15 protein-coding genes are annotated in these 18,698 nt (G+C 58.8%); 7 read left to right on the top strand and 8 right to left on the bottom strand.

Going from position 1 to position 18,698, the window contains the following annotated elements; genetic code table 11:
• The first annotated feature begins 15 nt into the window (after window positions 1-15).
• From IC37_RS14930 to IC37_RS14910, 5 genes are all read left to right on the top strand, one after another.
• A complete protein-coding gene (locus IC37_RS14930) occupies window positions 16-312 on the top strand; it encodes a hypothetical protein (protein WP_030129975.1) in 297 nt (98 codons plus the stop codon).
• A 277-nt stretch (window positions 313-589) separates the two neighbouring features.
• Window positions 590-2,395, top strand: coding sequence for a phenylacyl-CoA dehydrogenase (locus IC37_RS14925; RefSeq protein WP_030129976.1), 1,806 nt, complete (start codon window positions 590-592; stop codon window positions 2,393-2,395).
• A 226-nt stretch (window positions 2,396-2,621) separates the two neighbouring features.
• The gene (locus IC37_RS14920) at window positions 2,622-3,911 is read left to right on the top strand and encodes a GGDEF domain-containing protein (RefSeq protein ID WP_030129977.1); all 1,290 of its coding nucleotides are present in this window, start codon (window positions 2,622-2,624) and stop codon (window positions 3,909-3,911) included.
• Between the two features lie 90 nt (window positions 3,912-4,001).
• Window positions 4,002-5,798: an acyl-CoA dehydrogenase C-terminal domain-containing protein gene (locus tag IC37_RS14915; RefSeq protein ID WP_030129978.1), complete on the top strand. Its 1,797-nt coding sequence runs from the start codon at window positions 4,002-4,004 to the stop codon at window positions 5,796-5,798.
• A gap of 267 nt (window positions 5,799-6,065) precedes the next feature.
• The gene (locus tag IC37_RS14910; protein WP_030129979.1) at window positions 6,066-7,844 is read left to right on the top strand and encodes an acyl-CoA dehydrogenase C-terminal domain-containing protein; all 1,779 of its coding nucleotides are present in this window, start codon (window positions 6,066-6,068) and stop codon (window positions 7,842-7,844) included.
• Window positions 7,845-8,087: 243 nt separating this feature from the next.
• On the opposite strand, the gene IC37_RS14905 is transcribed toward IC37_RS14910, so the two are convergent.
• A complete protein-coding gene (locus IC37_RS14905; protein WP_030129980.1) occupies window positions 8,088-8,996 on the bottom strand; it encodes a LysR family transcriptional regulator in 909 nt (302 codons plus the stop codon).
• 170 nt (window positions 8,997-9,166) lie between these two features.
• Between IC37_RS14905 and IC37_RS14900 the strand changes: the two genes are divergently transcribed.
• Together IC37_RS14900 and IC37_RS14895 are read left to right on the top strand one after the other, a co-directional pair.
• Window positions 9,167-10,450 (top strand): aspartate aminotransferase family protein, encoded by a 1,284-nt coding sequence (locus IC37_RS14900; RefSeq protein WP_030129981.1) that lies wholly within the window; start codon window positions 9,167-9,169, stop codon window positions 10,448-10,450.
• Window positions 10,451-10,659: 209 nt separating this feature from the next.
• Window positions 10,660-10,818, top strand: coding sequence for a YqaE/Pmp3 family membrane protein (locus IC37_RS14895; protein ID WP_007904205.1), 159 nt, complete (start codon window positions 10,660-10,662; stop codon window positions 10,816-10,818).
• A 106-nt stretch (window positions 10,819-10,924) separates the two neighbouring features.
• Here the strand turns inward: IC37_RS14895 and IC37_RS14890 are convergent, their stop codons facing one another.
• From IC37_RS14890 to pqqF, 7 genes are all read right to left on the bottom strand, one after another.
• Window positions 10,925-12,757: a S9 family peptidase gene (locus IC37_RS14890; protein ID WP_030129982.1), complete on the bottom strand. Its 1,833-nt coding sequence runs from the start codon at window positions 12,755-12,757 to the stop codon at window positions 10,925-10,927.
• Window positions 12,723-13,865, bottom strand: a complete 1,143-nt coding sequence (gene pqqE / locus IC37_RS14885) for a pyrroloquinoline quinone biosynthesis protein PqqE (RefSeq protein ID WP_177409400.1) — start codon at window positions 13,863-13,865, stop codon at window positions 12,723-12,725. The genes IC37_RS14890 and pqqE overlap by 35 nt, the downstream gene beginning before the upstream one ends.
• A 4-nt stretch (window positions 13,866-13,869) precedes the next feature.
• Window positions 13,870-14,145 (bottom strand): pyrroloquinoline quinone biosynthesis peptide chaperone PqqD, encoded by a 276-nt coding sequence (gene pqqD, locus IC37_RS14880; protein ID WP_030129984.1) that lies wholly within the window; start codon window positions 14,143-14,145, stop codon window positions 13,870-13,872.
• Window positions 14,142-14,894: a pyrroloquinoline-quinone synthase PqqC gene (pqqC, locus tag IC37_RS14875; RefSeq protein ID WP_030129985.1), complete on the bottom strand. Its 753-nt coding sequence runs from the start codon at window positions 14,892-14,894 to the stop codon at window positions 14,142-14,144. The genes pqqD and pqqC overlap by 4 nt, the downstream gene beginning before the upstream one ends.
• Window positions 14,895-15,031: 137 nt before the next feature.
• Complete coding sequence (gene pqqB, locus IC37_RS14870) at window positions 15,032-15,943, bottom strand: pyrroloquinoline quinone biosynthesis protein PqqB (protein ID WP_030129986.1); 912 nt, start codon at window positions 15,941-15,943, stop codon at window positions 15,032-15,034.
• Between the two features lie 84 nt (window positions 15,944-16,027).
• Window positions 16,028-16,102 carry a pyrroloquinoline quinone precursor peptide PqqA gene (gene pqqA / locus IC37_RS14865; RefSeq protein ID WP_009045898.1) on the bottom strand — a complete coding sequence of 25 codons (75 nt, stop codon included), beginning with the start codon at window positions 16,100-16,102 and terminating at the stop codon, window positions 16,028-16,030.
• A 156-nt stretch (window positions 16,103-16,258) separates the two neighbouring features.
• Window positions 16,259-18,688, bottom strand: a complete 2,430-nt coding sequence (gene pqqF / locus IC37_RS14860; RefSeq protein WP_030129987.1) for a pyrroloquinoline quinone biosynthesis protein PqqF — start codon at window positions 18,686-18,688, stop codon at window positions 16,259-16,261.
• Between the last annotated feature and the right edge of the window lie 10 nt (window positions 18,689-18,698).

Here is an 18,698-nt window from a genome sequence, read left to right as displayed (position 1 = left end):
CGGACGAGTTCCCCCATGGAAATCTCAGGAAACACTGCTTTCTATGCCGGTCTGAGCACTATTCAGACAGGGCAGAACCGTGTCGATCAGGCTTCGGGTCAGATCGCCAACAACACCATCGAGCGTTCGGTCACCAGTCAATCCTCCGAGATTCAGGTCGATCGTCTGCGTTCGGTAGACCGCAGTCAGCAATCGGATCTGGCCAGCAATATGGTTGAGATGTCCCAAGGCAAGTTCCAGGTGGAACTGGGCGTCAAAGTGGCCAAGGCATCCGATGAAATGCTCGGTACGCTGATCGATACATTCGCCTGATCCCTCGCTGAATTCGTTACTCCAACGCCGCGCCTGTTCGCGGCGTTTTTCTGCGTAAGTCCTTCTACCTCAACTAATCTCTCCTACATGGCGTGTTGCTCAGTCAACGGCTTTGCGCAACTGCGTGGCCGAGGTTTTCATGGTGCGATGACGAACGGCAAAAGATCGGCGCTTGACAAGATTTGGGCGTAAACGTATGTTTCAAACAACTGTTTGACCGCCACAACAAATCAACGCGGTCGTTCATTCCCGGTTACATCAGCAGAGGTTTATCGCTATGCCTGACTACAAGGCCCCCTTGCGTGATATTCGCTTCGTTCGTGACGAACTGCTCGGCTACGAAGCGCACTATCAGAGCCTTCCGGCTTGTGCAGACGCAACTCCGGACATGGTTGACGCCATTCTCGAAGAAGGCGCCAAGTTTTGTGAGCAGGTGCTGGCTCCGCTGAACCGCGTGGGTGACACCGAAGGCTGCACCTGGAGCGAGTCCGGCGTTAAAACCCCGACCGGTTTCAAAGAAGCCTACAAGCAATTCGTTGAAGGTGGCTGGCCGAGCCTGGCTCACGACGTAGAGCACGGCGGCCAAGGCCTGCCAGAGTCTCTGGGGCTGGCTGTCAGCGAAATGGTTGGCGAAGCCAACTGGTCGTGGGGCATGTACCCAGGCCTGTCCCATGGCGCGATGAACACCATTTCCGAACACGGTACGCCTGAGCAGCAAGACGCTTACCTGACCAAACTGGTTTCCGGCGAATGGACCGGCACCATGTGCCTGACCGAACCGCACTGCGGCACTGACCTGGGCATGCTGCGCACCAAGGCCGAGCCTCAGGCCGACGGTTCCTACAAAGTTTCCGGTACCAAGATCTTCATCTCGGCCGGCGAACACGACATGGCCGACAACATCGTCCACATCGTTCTGGCACGTCTGCCGGATGCACCGGCCGGTACCAAAGGCATTTCCCTGTTCATCGTTCCGAAATTCCTGCCAAACGCAGACGGCTCGATTGGCGAACGCAACGCTGTGACCTGCGGTTCCCTGGAACACAAGATGGGCATCCACGGTAACGCCACTTGCGTGATGAACTTCGACGCGGCCACCGGTTACCTGATCGGCCCGGCGAACAAAGGCCTGAACTGCATGTTCACCTTTATGAACACCGCACGTCTGGGTACGGCTCTGCAAGGTCTGGCACACGCCGAGATCGGCTTCCAGGGCGGCTTGAAATACGCTCGCGATCGTCTGCAAATGCGCTCCCTGACTGGCCCGAAAGCACCGGACAAAGCCGCTGACCCGATCATCGTTCACCCTGACGTACGTCGCATGCTGTTGACCATGAAGGCTTTCGCCGAAGGCAACCGGGCGATGGTTTACTTCACCGCCAAGCAAGTCGACATCGTCAAGTACGGCGTAGATGAAGAAGAGAAGAAGAAAGCCGACGCGCTGCTGGCATTCATGACGCCGATCGCAAAAGCCTTCATGACTGAAGTCGGTTTCGAATCCGCTAACCACGGCGTACAAATCTACGGCGGCCACGGCTTCATCGCCGAGTGGGGCATGGAGCAGAACGTTCGCGACAGCCGCATTTCGATGCTGTACGAAGGCACCACCGGTATCCAGGCACTCGACCTGCTGGGCCGTAAAGTGCTGATGACTCAAGGCGAAGCGCTCAAAGGCTTCACCAAGATCGTCCACAAGTTCTGCCAGACCAACGAAGGCAATGACGCGGTCAAAGAGTTCGTCGAGCCATTGGCTGCGCTGAACAAAGAGTGGGGCGAACTGACCATGAAGGTCGGTATGGCGGCCATGAAAGACCGCGAAGAAGTTGGCGCCGCGTCCGTGGACTACCTGATGTACTCCGGTTACGCCTGCCTGGCCTACTTCTGGGCTGACATGGCGCGTCTGGCTGCCGAGAAACTGGCTGCCGGCACCACCGAAGAGGCGTTCTACACCGCCAAGCTGCAGACTGCGCGCTTCTACTTCCAGCGCATCCTGCCGCGTACCCGCACTCACGTTGTCACCATGCTGTCGGGCGCCAACAACCTGATGGACATGAAAGAAGAAGACTTCGCACTGGGTTACTAAGCCCTACGCAGTCCTTCACAAAGCCGCTGTTTCCTCGGGAGCAGCGGTTTTTTTGTGTCTGATAAAAACCGCGTTGCCTGTAAATAATCCTGACTAAAACGCTAAGAAGAACTCCATTGCTGCCGTTAAAGAGGATGGCGATGTGACACCCGTCACATTGCACGTGCTTAGCTGCTTTAAATGCAGGCACAATGCCATCTTTGATTGCCGGGTCGGAGCTTTACCCTTGCTGCGTTCTTCCGCTGTACGTTTCAGTCATTTTTTGCCATCGCTGCTGTTGCTGCTCGCGGGGCTTGCGGCTGCCTACGTCAAGGATCTCAACGTCTTCTTCACTTCGCTGTTCAACGTGCTGCCTACCCTGGTGCTGTTGCTCGGCGGGGCGTATTGCGCGGTTTACCGACGTCAGCGTGAACTGTTTCTGATGGTCACGGTGTACATCGCCTACTTCCTGCTCGACACCCAGACCGACTACTACCGCGATAACGGCAAAGTTCGTGAAGACGCCGCCGTGGTCTTCCATCTGTGCTGTCTGCTGTTGCCGTTACTGTTTGGCTTGTTTGCCGCCTGGCAAGAGCGTACTCACCTGTTCCAGGACATGGTGGCGCGCTTCGCCGTGTTGCTGGCGTTCGGTAGCGTGGCGTTGGGGCTGGAACAAAGTTACCCGCAGGCGCTGTTGATGTGGCTGTCGGAGATCCGCTGGCCAGCCCTGCATGGCGCCTGGATGAGCTTGATCCAGTTGTCTTATCCGGTATTCATTGCCTCGTTCCTGTTACTGGCCTGGCAATACTGGCGCAACCCAAGACCCTTGCATGCTGCGCAATTGGTGGGGCTGTTGGGGTTGTTCTGGATGTTGCCGAAAACCTTCATCCTGCCATTCACCCTAAACATCATGTGCAGCCAGGTGATGTTGATGATTGCTGCGGCGGTTGCCCATGAGGCCTATCAGATGGCCTTCCGCGATGAACTCACCGGTCTGCCGGGCCGTCGTGCCCTGAATGAACGCATGCAACGGCTGGGGCGCAATTACGTGCTGGCCATGGGCGACGTCGATCACTTCAAGAAATTCAACGACACCCATGGTCACGATGTCGGCGACCAAGTGCTGCGACTGGTCGCCAGCAAGCTGTCAAAAATCAGCGGTGGCGGTAGGGCATATCGCTATGGCGGTGAAGAATTTGCTCTGGTGTTTGCAGGCAAGACCCTCGAAGAGTGTATGCCGCACCTGGAAGTCATCCGCGAATCCATCGCCACCTACAACATCCGGCTGCGCAATCAGGACGACCGCCCTCAGGATGACCAACAGGGGCGCCAGCGCCGCACGGGTTCAGGCGCCTCGAGTGTATCGGTTACGCTTAGCATCGGTGTCGCTGAACGGCTGGAACAGCGCACGCCTGAAGAGGTGCTCAAATCCGCTGACCAGGCGCTCTACAACGCCAAAGGCGCGGGGCGAAACTGTGTGATGGCCTTCGGTCAGAACCGCCGTGGCGCGGTGCGCATGGGCGCCGCTGCGGGTTGAGTGATGATGGCGCATTCAGCGTCTGGACTGTGATTGTGAGGCGTGGTTGGCGGCAGTAGGTTTGAGCAATCTGCTGCCGGAGAAATGACCATGCCCGAGTACAAAGCTCCCCTGCGCGATATGCGCTTTCTGATCGACCACGTCTTCGATTTTCACAGCAACTACGCCGCCCTGGGCGCCACCGATGCCAGCCCGGACATGATCAATGCGATCCTTGAGGAAGGCGCGAAATTCTGTGAGAACGTTCTCGCGCCGCTCAACCGCAGCGGCGACGAAGAAGGCTGCCATTTCGACAGCGGCGTGGTCACAACGCCTACAGGCTTCAAGCAGGCTTTCGCACAATACGTTGAAGGCGGCTGGCATGGTCTGGCGGCGGATCCGGCTTACGGCGGCCAGGGTTTGCCAAGTTCTCTGGGGCTGGTCATCAGCGAAATGGTCGGTTCCAGCAACACCTCCTGGGGCATGTATCCCGGACTGACTCACGGTGCGATGTCGGCGATTCACGCCCATGGCACCGAGGAACAGAAACAAACCTACCTGAGCAAGCTCACCGCTGGCCAATGGACCGGCACCATGTGCCTGACCGAAGCCCATTGCGGCACCGATCTGGGCATCATCAAGACCCGCGCCGTGCCTCAGGCTGACGGCAGTTACGCGATCTCCGGCAGCAAGATTTTCATCTCCGCCGGCGAGCACGACATGAGTGACAACATTATTCACCTGGTGTTGGCCAAACTGCCGGACGCTCCTGCCGGTACCAAGGGCATTTCGCTGTTTATCGTTCCCAAATTCCTACCCAATGCCGAGGGCGAGGCGGGCGAGCGCAATGGCGCTTCCTGCGGCTCGATCGAACACAAAATGGGCATCAAGGCCTCGGCCACCTGTGTGCTGAATTTCGACGACGCCCAAGGTTTCTTGATCGGTGAGCCGAACAAAGGCCTGAACTGCATGTTCACCATGATGAACCACGCGCGGCTCGGCACCGGCATGCAAGGTCTGTGTCTGGGTGAGGCAAGCTTCCAGGGGGCGATCAAATACGCCAACGACCGTCTGCAAATGCGCTCGCTGACCGGCCCGAAAGCACCGGAAAAAGTCGCCGACCCGATCATCGTTCATCCCGATGTGCGCAGGATGTTGCTGACCATGAAGGCCTTCAACGAAGGCAACCGGGCGCTGACTTATTTCACTGCGCAGTTGCTGGATATTGCCCATCTGAGCCCGGATGAAACGGCGCGTCAGGACGCCGAGGATTTGCTGGCGTTCCTGACACCGATCTGTAAAGCCTTCATGACCGACACCGGGTTGGAGGTGACCAACCTCGGCATGCAGGTGTTTGGCGGTCACGGTTTCATTCGTGAGTGGGGCATGGAACAGCTGGTTCGCGACTGCCGGATCGCGCCGATCTACGAAGGCACCAACGGTATTCAGGCGCTCGACTTGCTTGGGCGCAAAGTCCTTGGCAGTCAGGGAAAGCTGCTGCGCGGCTTCACCAAAATCGTTCATAAGTTCTGTGTGACAAACGCTGAGCATCCGCAACTCGGCAGCTATGCGGCGCAACTCAATGGTCTGAATCAGCAGTGGGGCGAGTTGACCACCAAGGTCGGCATGGCCGCAATGAAAAATCCGGATGAAGTCGGCGCTGCCTCGGTGGATTACCTGATGTACAGCGGCTACATCATCCTCGGCTACCTGTGGCTACGCATGGCGTTGGTGGCTCAGGCGCAGTTGGAGGCGGGCGGCGGCGATGCCGACTACTGCCAGGGCAAACTGGCGACCAGCGAGTTTTACTTCAAGCGTTTGCTGCCACGTACCACCGCTCATCGGGCGGCCATCGAGGCGGGCAGCGATTGTCTGATGAAGCTGCCGGCGGAGTTGTTTGGGCTCTGACGGTTAGGCTTGAAAAGCTTCGCGGGCAAGCCTCGCTCCTACAGGTCGTGTCGTACGCATTTCACGTGAACGATAGAACCGTAGGAGCGAGGCTTGCCCGCGAATGCGTTTTGGCGGACCTAAGACATCCGTCTGATCTTCAGTGACTAAAAATAACAAAACAGTCATGAGTTGACCCTATGTGTCGTAAAAGTTGTTGAGGTACACTCGGACATAACGAAATCACTCTTCCTACGAACCACCTGTTTAGATCTTGCGAGGTTTGCCATGGCTGACTACAAAGCGCCCCTGCGCGATATGCGCTTCGTCCTCAATGAAGTTTTTGAGGTCGCCAAACTCTGGGCCGAACTGCCTGCGCTGGCCGAGACTGTCGATGCGGAAACGGTTGAAGCCATTCTCGAAGAAGCCGGCAAGGTCACCAGCAAAAGCATCGCGCCCCTGAGCCGCGCAGCTGACGAAGAAGGTTGCCATTGGGCGGACGGTGCCGTCACCACCCCGGCCGGTTTCCCACAGGCTTATCAGACTTACGCTGAAGGCGGTTGGGTCGGTGTCGGCGGCGATCCGACCTACGGCGGCATGGGCATGCCCAAGGCTGTTTCGGCGCAGGTCGAAGAAATGGTCAACTCCGCAAGCCTGTCGTTCGGTCTGTACCCGATGCTGACCGCCGGCGCTTGCCTGTCGATCAACGCCCACGCCAGCGAAGAGCTGAAAGCCGCGTACCTGCCGAACATGTACGCCGGTGTCTGGGCCGGTTCCATGTGCCTGACCGAGCCGCACGCCGGTACTGACCTCGGGATCATCCGCACCAAGGCCGAGCCTCAGGCCGATGGTTCCTACAAAGTCAGCGGCACCAAAATCTTCATCACCGGCGGCGAACACGACCTGACCGAGAACATCATTCACCTGGTACTGGCCAAACTGCCGGACGCACCGGCGGGGCCGAAAGGCATTTCGTTGTTCCTGGTGCCGAAGTTCATGGTCAATGCCGATGGCAGCCTGGGCGCGCGTAACCCGGCAAATTGTGGTTCGATCGAACACAAGATGGGCATCCAGGCGTCCGCGACCTGCGTTATGAACTTCGACGAAGCCGTGGGTTATCTGGTCGGCGAGCCGAACAAAGGCCTTGCGGCGATGTTCACCATGATGAACTACGAGCGTCTGGGCGTCGGTATTCAGGGCTTGGCCACTGGCGAGCGCTCGTACCAGAACGCCGTCGAATACGCTCGCGACCGCCTGCAAAGCCGCTCGCCGACCGGTGCGCAGAACAAGGACAAGGTGGCTGACCCGATCATCGTCCACCCGGACGTGCGTCGAATGCTGCTGACCATGAAAGCCTCGAACGAAGGCGGCCGTGCCTTCTCCACTTACGTGGCGATGCAACTGGACACCGCCAAGTTCAGCGAAGACGCCACCGCCCGCAAGCGCGCAGAAGATCTGGTTGCACTGCTGACGCCAGTGGCCAAGGCCTTCCTGACCGATCTGGGTCTGGAAACCACGGTTCATGGCCAGCAGGTTTTTGGCGGTCACGGCTACATCCGTGAGTGGGGCCAGGAGCAACTGGTTCGTGATGTACGGATCACTCAGATCTACGAAGGCACCAATGGCATTCAGGCGCTGGACCTTGTAGGACGCAAGATCGTCGGCAGCGGCGGGGCGTTCTACAAACTGTTCGCTGACGAGATTCGTCACTTCACCGCAACCGCCAATGCTGACCTGGCGGAGTTCACCCAGCCGCTGAATGATGCGGTGGACACCCTCGACGACCTGACCGCGTGGTTGCTGGACCGGGCGAAAAACAACCCGAACGAGATCGGCGCGGCGTCGGTCGAGTATCTGCAAGCATTCGGTTACATGGCCTACGCCTACATGTGGGCACTGATGGCCAAGGCAGCCTTCGGTAAAGAAGCGCAGGACGATTTCTACGCGAGCAAACTCGGTACGGCGCGGTTCTATTTCGCACGTCTACTGCCGCGTATTCACTCGTTGAGCGCGTCGGTAAAGGCGGGTAGCGAATCGCTGTTCCTGCTGGACGCAGGACAATTCTGACCCTTTAACGTTATGTAAGCATTCTCTTACATAACGTGCTGCTGTTTTCCCATAGGCGAAGATTGGATCCAGAGCTAATCTACTTCACATGGACGTCGCGCAGGAAGCGCAAAGCAACAACACGGACACGTAGGATTCTGCCAGGACGGCGGAGTGAAATGGATGTCAGGGAAACAGTCTGCAAAGCCCCGCTTCGGCGGGGTTTTCTTTTGTACGCAGAAAAGTCTCAGCTCAGTTGGTGGGTCAAGTGCTGATCAAGTTCCCATCAGGGCGGCTCATCACTTCTTCCAGCAACGTTTGCAACAAAGCCAATGATGCTTGCTGACGCTGCACATCCCGACACACTAATCCGACTTTCAGTGGCACCCGTGGCTCGCTCAATGGTTTCCACAATAGTCTCGGGTTGTCATGGGTATTTTGCGAGCGCCCAGGCAAAACGGTCGCCAATCGCGTGTGAGGCAGGCTGTCGAGAATCCCCGCCATGTTGTTCAGTTCAGCCTGCACCTGCGGGCGACGTCCCAGGTTGGCCAATTGTGCCTGCCAGATCTGTCGTATCTGGAACTCTTCACCCAGCAGCAACATCGGCAATTCAGCGGCCTGGCTCATGGAGACTTTCTTGAATTCCCGCAGTGGATGATCCGCCGGGATGACAAGGGTCAGTTCATCTTCGTACAGCATCACGCCATGTAAACCCGGCTGGCGAAGTGGCAGGTAACCGATGCCGATGTCCAGCGAACCATTGAGCAGTCGCCGTTCAATTTCAAGGCCTGTCAATTCATAGATCTGCACCACCAAATGTGGCTGTGCCTTGCGCACGCGTTCGAGCATTTGCGGCACCAGGCTGGAATGGACGGTCTGCAGCACGCCGATGGCCAAGGTTCGCAGCGCCTTCCCCTTGAAGTTGCCCAACGCTTCGCGCGTACGTTGCAGGCCATCGAGCAAGGGCAGGGCATGGTTGTACAGCGTATGGGCGGCCAGAGTGGGCAACAGACGTTTGCTGCTGCGTTCGAACAGGCTCACATCGAGGTTTTTTTCGAGTTGGCGAATCTGCTGGGACAACGCTGGTTGGGAGATTGAAAGTCGCTCGGCGGCCCGACCGACGTGGCCTTCTTCGTAGACCGCGACGAAATAACGCAGTTGCTTGAATTCCATAAGTAATACTTATCGAAAATGCTGGGAAATCGAAATGGCTCAGTGCCTTGCCTAAGCCTAGTCTAACCGCATTCACAAGGCCTACAGGGGCCGGAGCGCACGATGAATACCGTTTACGACGATGGTGTTTACATAAGCAAGGCAAAAAACCTCCGACGAGGTTCTATCCGATGAATCTGTTCAACCTGCGACGCAAACCACCGAGCCTTGACGACTTGGCGATGAGCGCATCCCTGCCGGCCGGAAGCGACAACTGTTCCAGCGAGTGCCTGATGCCCAGTGTCGAACGACCGAAGCAGATTTTCGTGCGGGGCCAAGGATCCTGGTTGTGGGACAGCGATGACCGCGCTTATCTGGATTTCTCACAGGGTGGCGGCGCCAATAGCCTCGGACATAGCCCTTCAGCACTGGTCAAAGCCATTTCGGAACAGGCTCAGTCGCTGATCAACCCAGGCTTCGGTTTACACAACCGTGGCATGCTCAACCTCACCGAACGGCTCTGTAGCAGCACCGGCAGTGACCAGGCGTACCTGCTCAACAGTGGCAGCGAAGCCTGTGAAGCGGCGATCAAGTTGGCGCGCAAATGGGGCCAGCGATATCGTGGCGGCGCTTCGCGGATCATCGTTGCCAGTAAAGGTTGCCATGGCCGTAGTCTCGGGACGATTTCAGCGTCGGACAGTTCGAATCTGATCAACCGATTTGAGCCACAGTTACCGGGCTTCAGTCATGTCCCGTTCAATGACCTGCCAGCATTGCATGCGGCCGTAGACGCCCAGACTGTCGCGATCATGCTTGAGCCGATCCAGAGCGAGGCCGGAGTGATTCCCGCCACCGAGCACTATCTCAAAGGGGTCGAGCGTCTGTGTCGTGAACTTGGCATCTTGCTGATACTCGACGAAGTGCAAACCGGCATCGGTCGTTGCGGCACCTTGCTCGCCGAACAGTCCTACAGCGTGCGGGCAGATATCGTCGTGCTCGGCAAAGGGCTCGGCGGCGGCGTGCCCTTGGCGGCATTACTGGCGCGAGGAAAGGCCTGTTGTTTCGAAATCGGCGAACTGACCGGCACCCATCATGGCAATGCCCTGATGAGTGCGGCCGGTCTTGTCGTCCTCGACAACGTGCAGGGCGAGGGCCTTCTGGATCATGTGCGGGAACTTGGTCAGCATCTGCGTGAAGGCTTGATTCGTTTGGCCCATCGCTACGGTCACGGTGAGTTGCGCGGGCAAGGACTGCTCTGGGGGCTTGATCTGTCCGACGATTCGGCTGAGGCCGTAGTCAAGGCTGCGCTGTACGAAGGATTGCTGCTCAACGCCCCGCAACCCGATTGCTTGCGCTTTACCCCGGCCCTCACCGTCAGCAAAGCCAATATTGACGAAATGCTCCTGCGCCTGGCCCGCGCTTTCTCCCGCGTACGTACCGCACAACTGCAGTGCCGCAAAGGTATTGCGGTCTGATCACACCCGTCCTACACGAATTCCCGAACCGTCCCGCGGTATAACGCAGCGCCCCATGCCTGATTCTATTGGCGTGGGGCGTTTTTTTTTGTCTTCATCGAGGTATTTGGAGGGGGCTGTGGTTCGAATCCACAACTGAACCCTGAAGAACGCCGCAGGTCGATTAGCAGTAGGATTCACAAGAGCGTACTTCAATCAGGAGCTGCCCCATGGACTTTATTCGAATCATCATCGCCATTCTGTTGCCGCCCCTGGGTGTGTTTCTGCAAGTCGGTTTCGCTGGGGCGTTCTGGCTGAACATTCTGCTGACGTTGTGCGGTTATATTCCGGGGATCGTGCATGCGGTGTACATCATCGCCAAGCGCTGACATTTGCGGCGTCAGGTAAATAGCATTCGCGGGCAAGCCTCGCGCCTACAGGGATAACAAAATACCCGTAGGAGCGCGGCTTGCCCGCGAAGGGCGCGACGCGGTTTCAGTCCGCGAGCGCCATCACCCTTTGATAAAACAACCCCTCCTGCTCCAGCGCATGGGCCTGATTGCCGGCCTTGCGAAAGCCATGGCGTTCATCCGCGTAGTAATGCGCTTCGACCAGAATACCGTTGTCCTGCAATGCCTTGACCATGTCGCGGGTCTGTTGCGGCACCACCACGGCGTCCAGTTCACCCTGAAAGAAAATCACCGGAACGCTGATGTTGTTCGCATGCAGCAATGGCGTACGCGCGGCGTAGCGTTCGGCGTCCTGCACGGGGTCGCCGATCAACCAGTCCAGATAATCACCTTCGAACTTGTGGGTGGCGCGGCCTAGCGCAACGGGATCGCTGACGCCATACAGGCTGGCACCTGCACGAAAGACCTTGTGAAAGGCCAGTGCGCACAACGTGGTGTAGCCACCGGCGCTGCCTCCACGGATAAACGCCTTGTCGCCGTCGATCAGTCCACGTTCGGCGAGGTAGGCGACCACCGCACAGGCATCTTCCACATCCACATCGCCCCAGCTCAAATGCAATGCCTGGCGATAAGCGCGGCCATAGCCGCTGCTACCTCGGTAATTGAGGTCGGCCACGGCGAAGCCGCGTTGTGCCCAATACTGGATCCGCGGGTCGAACATCGGGTAGCAGGCCGAAGTCGGGCCGCCGTGAACGAACACCACCAATGGCGGTTTCGTGTCGCCGGTCATCGCCGGGTAGAAGAAACCGTGAGCCTCGCCCGAACCGCTTGGATAGCGCAGGGTTTGCGGGCGGCTGATCTGTTCGTCGGGTAAGGGTGCAACCCCGCCGGCGAGCGTCTTCACCTGCCGGTTCTGGCGGTCAATGGCAATCACCGCCGACGAACTGACCGGCGAAGCGGCGATGCAGTAGATGAACTGTTCATCCTGTGCGAGATGGCGGAAGCGGCTGTAGTCGCCAGTGAAATCGTCACAGGAGCCATCGCCATGGCAAAGCCCCAGTCGACCAAAACCGCCCTCGGTCCAACTCGCCAGATAACTGTCTTCGCCCAACGGCAACCAGGTGCAACCACCCAATTGCCAAGGCGCCGGTCCATGATCAGCTGCAGCGCTTGGGAGCGGACTCAGACCGTTGGCCGATTCCATCCATGGCTGCCAGAAGCCGCCGCGATCCGTCAGACAAAATAAACGACCGCTGTCATCGAATCGAGGTTGTTGCAGTGACTCCTGGGTACCGTCACCCGCCACACAGCGCGGCTGCGAAAAGGTGTGATCGCTCCGGCGTTCGGCAGCCATCAGGCGAGTGGCGGTCCAGGGTTGATCCGGGCGATTCCACTCGATCCAGGCCAGACGTCGACCGTCAGGACTGAGGGTCGGAGCCGCGTAGAAATCGGCACTTTCGGCCAGCAGATGACGTTGGCCGTCAGCCAGATCGATAGCCACCAGGCGATGTCGATCACGGTTCTCTTCCACCGCCAGTACTTGTCCGTTGGCGAAGTGCAAATCGCCGTAGCGGCATTCACTTGAAGTCAGCACCTCAGGCGCCTCACCCGTAAGCGATTGCCGGTACAGTTGCTGGTCTGACTCGTTGACGAAAACAAGCCCGTCATCGGTCAGACAAAACGCACCGCCGCCATATTCGTACACCCGGCTGCGCACACTGAACGTGGGCGGCGTCAGGCAACGAGCCTGACCATCGCGCCACTGCCAGATTCGACAGGCGGCGTCCTCGGGGCGGTACTCGTTCCAGAACAGGCCATGCTTGCCGACTTGCAGCTCGGCGAAGTCGATGCCGGCCGCCACAGCCCTGGCGGCGCTCAAGGGTTCAGTTTTTGGCGATGAGGCGTGAGTTTCGTTCATTGCGAAAGGCCAGTTGTTCAATGGTCTGGGTCGCGTGTTCGGCTTCTTCGCGGGCCTTGAGAATCACGCCGTGATGTTCCGACTTGCTGCACACCGGGTCGGCGTTGCTCGCGTCACCCGTGAGCATGAACGCCTGACAGCGGCAGCCGCCGAAGTCCTTTTCTTTCTCGTCGCAGGAGCGGCACGGCTCGGGCATCCAGTCGTAACCGCGAAAGCGGTTGAAGCCGAACGAGTCGTACCAGATGTGCTGCATGCTGTGGTCGCGCACGTTGGGAAATTGCACCGGCATCTGTCGGGCACCATGACAGGGCAGGGCGGTTCCGTCGGGTGTGACGGTCAGAAAAATACTGCCCCAACCGTTCATGCAGGCTTTCGGACGTTCTTCGTAATAGTCCGGCGTAACGAAAATCAGCTTGCACGGATGCCCTTCGGCTGCAAGTTTTGCGCGGTATTCGTTGGTGATGCGTTCGGCGCGAACCAATTGCTCTTCGGTCGGCAACAGGCCAACCCGATTGAGCTGGGCCCAGCCGTAGAACTGGCACGTCGCGAGTTCGACGAAGTCCGCCTCAAGGGCGATGCACAGCTCGATGATCCGGTCGATCTTGTCGATGTTGTGCCGATGGGTGACGAAGTTCAGCACCATCGGGTAGCCGTGAGCCTTCACCGCGCGAGCCATTTCGAGCTTTTGCGCGAAGGCTTTTTTTGAGCCGGCCAGCAGGTTGTTCACTTGCTCGTCGCTGGCTTGAAAACTGATTTGGATGTGGTCTAGACCGGCCTTCTTGAAGTCGCTGATTTTCTGCTCGGTGAGACCAATACCGGAGGTGATCAGGTTGGTGTAGAAACCCAGCTTGCGCGCCTCGGCGATCAGCTCGGCGAGGTCTTGGCGCACCAGCGGCTCACCGCCGGAAAAACCCAGCTGCGCCGCGCCCATCTCCCGGGCTTCGCGAAATACCTTGATCCACTGCTCGGTGGTCAACTCTTTGCCTTGCTCGGCGAAATCCAGCGGATTGGAGCAGTACGGGCATTGCAGCGGGCAGCGATACGTCAGTTCGGCCAGCAACCACAGTGGCAGGCCGATTTCAGGCTTGGGCGGTAACTTGTCTGACACGGAATCAGGCAAGTTCGATCCAGTGCTGAGCACGGGCGACCTCCATGAATTGCTCGATGTCTTCACCAAGCTCGGGTACGCCGGGGAACTGCGTGTTCAATTCGGCGATGATCGCCGCGACATCCCGCTGGCCATCAATCAAGCCGCCAATCAGCGCAGCGCTGTCGTTGAGTTTGATCATGCCTTCCGGGTAGAGCAGCACATGGCCTTTTTGCGCCGGTTCGTACTGGAAACGGTAGCCGGTGCGCCATGTCGGGGTTTTGCTGCGATCGAAACTCATAAGGTGATTCCTTTATGCCAGACCCGCTGTTCGGTCACGCTGTGGTACGGCGGGCGGTTCAGTTCGTAGGCCATGCTCATGGCATCGAGCATGCTCCAAAGAATGTCCAGTTTGAACTGGAGAATTTCCAGCATGCGCTCCTGACCTTCCCGCGTAGTGTAATGCTGCAAAGTGATCGCCAGACCATGCTCTACATCCCGGCGCGCCTGGCCCAAACGCGTGCGGAAATATTCGTAACCGGTCGGGTCGATCCACGGGTAATGCTGCGGCCAACTGTCGAGGCGCGATTGGTGGATTTGCGGCGCGAACAGCTCGGTCAGCGAACTGCTGGCGGCTTCCTGCCAACGGGCCCGGCGGGCAAAGTTGACGTAGGCGTCGACGGCGAAACGCACGCCGGGCAGCACCAATTCCTGAGAGCGCAGTTGATCCGGGTGGAGGCCGACCGCTTGGCCGAGGCGTAGCCAAGCTTCGATGCCGCCCTCTTCGCCGGGAGCGCCGTCGTGGTCCAGCAGGCGCTGAATCCACTCGCGACGAATCTCGCGGTCCGGGCAGTTGGCCAGGATAGCGGCGTCCTTGAGCGGGATGTTCACCTGATAGTAAAAGCGGTTGGCGACCCAGCCCTGGATCTGCTCGCGGGTCGCCCGGCCTTCATACATCGCCACGTGATACGGGTGATAGATATGGTAGTAGGCGCCCTTGGCGCGCAGGGCCGCTTCGAATTCGGCGGGGGACATTGCGGTGTCAGTCATTGCGGTTCTCCGGGTACAACCGGTGGATTCTTTGGTGTCTGGTCTGACGTCTTCGCGAGCAAGCCCGCTCCCACAGGGATCTCGTGTACACAACAAATCCAATGTGGGAGCGGGCTTGCTCGCGAAGAGGCCATCCGCTACAACACAATACTCATGCCGTCATACGCCACTTCAACCTCGCGCCGAACCAACTCCGCACGCTCTGGCGAATCCTCATCGAGAATCGGGTTGGTATTGTTGATGTGGATAAGTACTTTGCGCTGCTTGGGCAACTGTTCCAGCACTTCGAGCATGCCGCCAGGGCCGTTCTGCGCCAGATGACCCATCTCCCGGCCGGTACGCGTGCCGACACCACGGCGCTGCATTTCATCGTCGTCCCACATCGTGCCATCCACCAGCAGGCAATCGCTGCTGGCCATGATCTTCATCAGCGATGCGTCGACCTTGCCCAGGCCCGGTGCATAGAACAGTTTGCCGCCGGTGCCCAGGTCTTCGACGATCAGGCCGATGTTGTCGCCCGGATGCGGGTCGAAGCGATGCGGCGAATACGGTGGGGCGGCGCTGCGCAAGGGCAGCGGGGTGAAGCGCAGGTTCGGGCAGGCCGGGACGGTGAAGCGCTGATCGAGTTCGATACGGTTCCAGTTCAACCCGCCATTCCAGTGAGTCAGCATGGTGAACAGCGGAAAACCGGTGCTCAGGTCTTCGTGGACCATGTCGGTGCACCAGACCTGATGCGGGCAACCTTCGCGCAGGCTGAGCAGGCCGGTGGTGTGGTCGATCTGGCTGTCCATCAGGATGATTGCACTGATACCGGTATCACGCAGGGCGCGACCCGGCTGCATCGGAGCGAAGTTCTGGAGCTGGGCGCGGATGTCCGGCGATGCATTGCACAGCACCCAATTCACGCCGTCATCGGAAATTGCGATGGACGATTGGGTGCGCGCCTCGGCCCGCAGGCTGCCGTCGCGAAAACCTGCGCAGTTCACGCAGTTGCAGTTCCACTGGGGGAAACCGCCGCCGGCGGCGGAACCTAGAATCTGGACAAACATGGCCGCTCCATCATTGAAAGCTGAAAATAAAAACGCCCCGGCGAGCCGAGGCGTAGCACTGCATTCTCTACCAGACGGCAGAGCTTAGCGGCTTGCGAAGTACATGGTGACTTCGAAGCCGATACGCAGGTCGGTGTAAGCAGGTTTGGACCAGGACATAGAAGCGCTCCTTCAGGTGGATGGGACAGTTGAGACCTATACATATAGTCCACCTCCAGCCGGAGATGTTCAGATAGTTAGGCGGCTATGTTACTCAAAATTACAGAGCGATTGGCCACGAATCTTTGAGAAAGCTAATTGCAGCACCGGTAATGATCATTTTGCCACTTGCCAAGGCGCCCCGGAACAAGGCCCGCTGGCCAGACAGCGCCATCCGCCGTCGGCCCGATTCAGTCGTTGTGCCGCCGCCAGCAAGGCTTCACGGTCGATCATCAGAACTGCCTGAGGCAGACGCTTCAGGTAATCAGACGAATGGCCGGCCAGTTTGCCTTGCCAGAGCAGCTCGGCGGCCTGGGCGTTGGGCAGGGCGGTGTTGTCGAATTGATCGGCCAGCGTTTGGCGCTGAGCGATGAAGGTCGCTTCATCAATGCTTTCGATCATCCCTTCCAATTCGCTGAGGAACTGTTCGATGTGCTCCAGCAAATCCAGAGGCGCGACGCTCGGTGATTGCACACCGAAAAGCAGCCCGGTCTGACCGTTTATCTGGCGTAGTCCGCTGAACACGGCGTAACCGAGTTGCAACTCCACCCGTAGGCGCTGGTAGAACGGCGTCTGGCATACGTGCCCGAGCAACCGCCAGGCGGCTTCATCGGTGATGTCATGGGTTGCCGTCGGACAAAAGAGTAACAGCGCGTGTTCGCTGGAGCCGGTATCGACGGAGTTCCACAGATGCTGCGAGCGAATCGACGGAGGCGGCGTCAGTTGACTGTCCGCAGTGCCGGGAATACGACTCAAGGCAAACCCCATCGCCGCTTGGGTCTGGGCAGACAGGCCTGTCGCCAGGCCATCCCAACGCGCGCTCGACCAGAGTTGTTGTAGGTTATCTGAGGCCACGGTGTGCTCAAGGCATAGATCGGGCAGTGCCTTGAGCAATTGTCGAATCGGCATCAATGCAATGGACGCCGGCTCTTCCTGTGAGAAATCGGCATCAGGTTTTGTCAGTTCTTTCAGCGCATGTTCGAGGACTGTCGGCATCGGTTCCTGCAAGCCCGTCATCTTCAGCAGCCATTCATTGCCCGATGCGCTGAAGGAAAAGTCGACACCGGCCTGACGCGCATCTTCGCGCAGCATCCGCAGGCTGTTTTCCAGATTCGACTGAAGGCGGCTGTGAGGGGCGAATTCCAGGCGCCAGCGCAGATAAACCGCACCCTCATCGGTGTTATCCGGCAATGTCTGACTGAACTGCATCGGCGATCGTTCGCGGCGACTGCGTGAGCGATCCTGGGCAAAAGTCCGCAGGCCGCGATGGGCGCTGGTCTGGCCGCGAATCAGTCCGGCATTCGAGGCTGGCGTCTCGGCGCGCAAAAACGGGTTGGGGGTCGGCATTTGCCACTGGCCGGTGCAGTTATCCACAGCGCCGATTTGTTTGAGGATTGCCTTGAGGGCGACAACGCCCTGTTCGGATAGTCCGAGTTCAAGTTGTTCGCTGTCTCGCTGGGCCAGTTGCAAGGCGCTGCTGACTTGCTGTTGGCGCTGCAGCAGGGCTGCATATTCTTCGCGCAATTCGGCCCAATTCTGCTGGGAGGCAAAGAAGCCCAGCCAATCCAGAAGCCGTTCGCGGATTACGTTGGCCGGTTGGGCGGGTCGTGTGAATTCGATGTGCAGCAAGGCTTGGCCGGCGTAGTGATAGAGCGGCGCGGCTTTCAGGTTGTCCGCCATCCCATGCTCTCGCAGCTGCGCCAACAGGCCGCCGGGTTTTGCGGCGTTCAACCAATGGCACAGGAACGCCAGTGCTTCGGGCGATGAGTCGGGCAGTACTTCGAAGGCGAACAGCAGATCCAGCCGACGTTCTCCAGCCTGTTGATAACTATTGTCTGAAGAATCCATCAACAGGGTGGGCTTTGTCTGAGGGACTTTTTCACCGGGGGTAATGGCAGCGGAAAACGCCTGCGCCATCACCTTCAACTCATCGAGACTCTGTGGCCCGGCCAGGCTCAGCATCATCTGCCCAGTCTGGTAAAACTGCTGATAGAAGTCCTTCAACGCTTGCTGAAATTCGGGCTGCGGAACCGGCAGGCTGTAACGGTTTCCCGCATGAAACGCCCGTAACGGATGAGCCGCCGAGAGTCCATCAAACAGCGCGAACTGCTGCTGGGCTGTCGCATCCCGCGACCAGGCGACAAATTCGGCGTGCAGCACTTCCCGTTCCCGCCGCTGATCGTCCGGATTCATACGCGGATGAGCGAGCATGTCTGACAGACGCTCAAGTCCGCCCTTAAACGCCTGAGGCGGCAGCTCGAAAAAGAAGTCCGTCGTACGTTCGCTGGTTCGCGCATTCACCTGCCCGCCATGACCTTGTACGTAGGCCATCAGCCCTTGCTCTGCGGGAAAGCGCTCTGTACCCAGGAACAGCAAATGCTCAAGAAAGTGCGCCAGCCCCGGCCAGGCCAGTGGCACGTCGTGACTGCCGGCAGCGACCCGCAATGCGGCGGCGCAGCGCTTCAAATCGGGAGCATGACGCAGCGTCACCCGCAGGCCGTTGGCGAGGGTTTCAGTGTGGAGGCGAGGGTGATTCAGCGCAGGCATGAGCACTTCC

Origin of the sequence: Pseudomonas sp. QTF5, assembly GCF_000512695.2 — a bacterium.
In the GTDB taxonomy this organism is placed as follows: Bacteria; Pseudomonadota; Gammaproteobacteria; order Pseudomonadales; family Pseudomonadaceae; genus Aquipseudomonas.
The sequence above is the reverse complement of the archived record's forward strand: the minus strand, read 5'-3'. Positions and strand labels throughout refer to the sequence as shown.

Excerpts from the sequence above, each read along its gene's own strand:
- IC37_RS14910 (WP_030129979.1), top strand. The coding sequence starts at position 6,066 with ATGGCTGACTACAAAGCGCCCCTGCGCGATATGCGCTTCGTCCTCAAT.
- IC37_RS14915 (WP_030129978.1), top strand. The coding sequence starts at position 4,002 with ATGCCCGAGTACAAAGCTCCCCTGCGCGATATGCGCTTTCTGATCGAC.
- pqqD (WP_030129984.1), bottom strand. The coding sequence starts at position 14,145 with ATGAGTTTCGATCGCAGCAAAACCCCGACATGGCGCACCGGCTACCGT.
- IC37_RS14930 (WP_030129975.1), top strand. The coding sequence starts at position 16 with ATGGAAATCTCAGGAAACACTGCTTTCTATGCCGGTCTGAGCACTATT.
- IC37_RS14925 (WP_030129976.1), top strand. The coding sequence starts at position 590 with ATGCCTGACTACAAGGCCCCCTTGCGTGATATTCGCTTCGTTCGTGAC.
- IC37_RS14905 (WP_030129980.1), bottom strand. The coding sequence starts at position 8,996 with ATGGAATTCAAGCAACTGCGTTATTTCGTCGCGGTCTACGAAGAAGGC.
- pqqC (WP_030129985.1), bottom strand. The coding sequence starts at position 14,894 with ATGACTGACACCGCAATGTCCCCCGCCGAATTCGAAGCGGCCCTGCGC.
- IC37_RS14890 (WP_030129982.1), bottom strand. The coding sequence starts at position 12,757 with ATGAACGAAACTCACGCCTCATCGCCAAAAACTGAACCCTTGAGCGCC.
- IC37_RS14900 (WP_030129981.1), top strand. The coding sequence starts at position 9,167 with ATGAATCTGTTCAACCTGCGACGCAAACCACCGAGCCTTGACGACTTG.
- IC37_RS14895 (WP_007904205.1), top strand. The coding sequence starts at position 10,660 with ATGGACTTTATTCGAATCATCATCGCCATTCTGTTGCCGCCCCTGGGT.
- pqqB (WP_030129986.1), bottom strand. The coding sequence starts at position 15,943 with ATGTTTGTCCAGATTCTAGGTTCCGCCGCCGGCGGCGGTTTCCCCCAG.
- pqqF (WP_030129987.1), bottom strand. The coding sequence starts at position 18,688 with ATGCCTGCGCTGAATCACCCTCGCCTCCACACTGAAACCCTCGCCAAC.